Genomic DNA, 2,801 nt, shown 5'->3' with positions numbered 1-2,801 from the left:
GCTGGATGGTGGCCGCTTCGCGACCTCCGAYCTGAACGACCTGTACCGCCGCGTCATCAACCGCAACAACCGCCTGMRSCGCCTGCTSGARCTGARSGCGCCGGACATCATCGTGCGCAAYGAAAAGCGSATGYTGCAGGAAKCRGTCGAYKCGCTGCTGGACAACGGCCGTCGCGGCCGTGCCATCACCGGCACCAACAAGCGCCMGCTGAAGTCSCTGGCCGACATGATCAAGGGCAAGMRSGGTCGTTTCCGYCAGAACCTGCTSGGCAAGCGCGTCGACTACTCGGGCCGTTCGGTCATCGTGGTCGGTCCGTACCTGCGCCTGCACCAGTGCGGCCTGCCGAAGAAGATGGCGCTCGAACTGTTCAAGCCGTTCGTGTTTGCCAAGCTGCAGCGTCGTGGCCTGGCCACCACCATCAAGGCCGCCAAGAAGCTGGTCGAGCGCGAAGAAGCCGAAGTCTGGGACATCCTSGAAGAGGTSATCCGCGAGCATCCGGTSMTGCTGAACCGYGCGCCGACSCTGCACCGYYTGGGCATCCAGGCSTTCGAGCCGGWSCTGATCGAAGGCAAGGCSATCCAGCTGCACCCGCTSGTCTGCRCSGCGTTCAACGCCGACTTCGACGGTGACCAGATGGCYGTSCACGTSCCGCTKTCGCTGGAAGCSCAGMTGGAAGCGCGTGCGCTGATGATGTCCACCAACAACATYCTGTCGCCRGCCAACGGYGAGCCRATCATCGTKCCGTCGCAGGACGTYGTRYTGGGTCTGTACTACATGACCCGCTCGCTGGAAAACAAGAAGGGCGAGGGCATGGCCTTCGCCAACATCGCCGAAGTCAAGCGCGCCTACGACAACCGCGTGGTGGAACTGCACGCGCGCGTCAAGGTCCGCATCACCGAGGTGGTGACCGACGAGGAAGGCAACAAGCAGAGCAAGACCTCGATCGTGGATACCACCATCGGTCGCGCCCTGCTGGCTGAAATCCTGCCGGAAGGCCTGCCGTTCGCGCTGGCCAACACCGAGCTGACCAAGAAGAACATCAGCCGCCTGATCAACTCCAGCTACCGCCAGCTGGGTCTGAAGGACACGGTCGTGTTCGCCGACAAGCTGATGTACACCGGCTTCGCCTACGCGACCCGCGCCGGCGTCTCGATCGGCATCGACGACATGCTGATCCCGGACGAGAAGAAGGGCATCCTCACCGAGGCCGAAGCCGAAGTGCTGGAAATCCAGGAGCAGTACCAGTCGGGCCTGGTCACCGCCGGCGAGCGCTACAACAAGGTGGTCGACATCTGGTCGCGCACCAATGAGCGCATCGCCAAGGCGATGATGGACACCATCGGTACCGAGAAGGTCATCAATGCCAAGGGCGAGACCATCGACCAGAAGTCGATGAACTCCCTGTACATCATGGCCGACTCCGGTGCACGAGGCAGCCAGGCGCAGATCCGTCAGCTGGCCGGCATGCGTGGCCTGATGGCCCGTCCCGATGGCTCGATCATCGAGACGCCCATCAAGGCGAACTTCCGCGAAGGCCTGAACGTGCAGGAGTACTTCAACTCCACCCACGGTGCCCGTAAGGGTCTGGCCGATACCGCGCTGAAGACCGCGAACTCGGGTTACCTGACCCGTCGTCTGGTCGACGTGGCGCAGGACGTGGTGATCACCGAGGTGGACTGCGGTACCACCGAAGGCCTGATCATGACTCCGATCGTTGAAGGCGGCGACGTGGTCGAGCCGTTGAAGGATCGCGTGCTGGGTCGCGTGGTTGCCGAGGACGTGTTCCTGCCGGGCAACGACGAAGATCCGATCGTCACCCGCAACACCCTGCTCGACGAAGCCTGGGTCGCCAAGCTTGAAGAAGCCAGCGTGCAGACCATCAAGGTCCGCTCGACGATCTCCTGCGAATCGGCCTTCGGCGTCTGCGCTCGCTGCTACGGCCGCGACCTGGCCCGTGGCCACCTGGTCAACATCGGTGAAGCGGTCGGCGTCATCGCCGCGCAGTCCATCGGTGARCCGGGYACSCAGCTSACGATGCGTACGTTCCACATCGGTGGTGCGGCATCGCGAGCTGCTGCGGTCGACAACATCACCGTCAAGACCACCGGCTCGGTCAAGTTCAGCAACCTCAAGTCGGTTGCCCATGCCAACGGCTCGCTGGTCGCGGTGTCGCGCTCGGGTGAAATGTCGGTGCTCGATGCGCACGGCCGTGAGCGTGAGCGTTACAAGCTGCCGTACGGTGCGACCATCACCTCCAAGGACGGTGATGCGGTCAAGGCTGGCCAGACCGTGGCCAACTGGGATCCGCATAACCATCCGATCGTTTCGGAAGTGGCCGGTTTCATCCGCTTCATCGACTTCGTCGACGGCATTACCGTCATCGAGAAGACCGATGAGCTGACCGGCCTGGCGTCGCGCGAAATCACCGACCCGAAGCGCCGCGGCGCCCAGGCGAAGGATCTGCGCCCGATCGTCCGCATCGTCGATGGCAAGGGCAACGACCTGTCGATTCCGGGCACCGACCTGCCGGCGCAGTACCTGCTGCCGCCGCGCTCGATCGTCAACCTGCAGGACGGCGCTGCCGTCGGCGTGGGTGACGTGGTTGCCAAGATCCCGCAGGAAGCGTCGAAGACCCGCGACATCACCRGYGGTCTGCCGCGCGTGGCCGATCTGTTCGAAGCCCGCAAGCCGAAGGATCCGGCAGTGCTGGCCGAGCGTTCGGGCATCATCAGCTTCGGCAAGGACACCAAGGGCAAGCAGCGCCTGATCATCAAGGACACCGATGGTTCGGAGCACGAAG

General features: G+C 63.7%; 1 protein-coding gene. It reads left to right on the top strand.

The annotated features are described in order from the left end of the window. Window positions 1-2,801: DNA-directed RNA polymerase subunit beta' (gene rpoC, locus AC1VAN_RS17345; RefSeq protein WP_480986297.1), on the top strand; the 2,801-nt coding region annotated here is incomplete at both ends.

Source organism: Stenotrophomonas sp. 05L44_2 (assembly GCF_056665995.1).
Note: the sequence above shows the minus strand (reverse complement) of the source record. Positions and strands in the feature narration are given on the sequence as shown.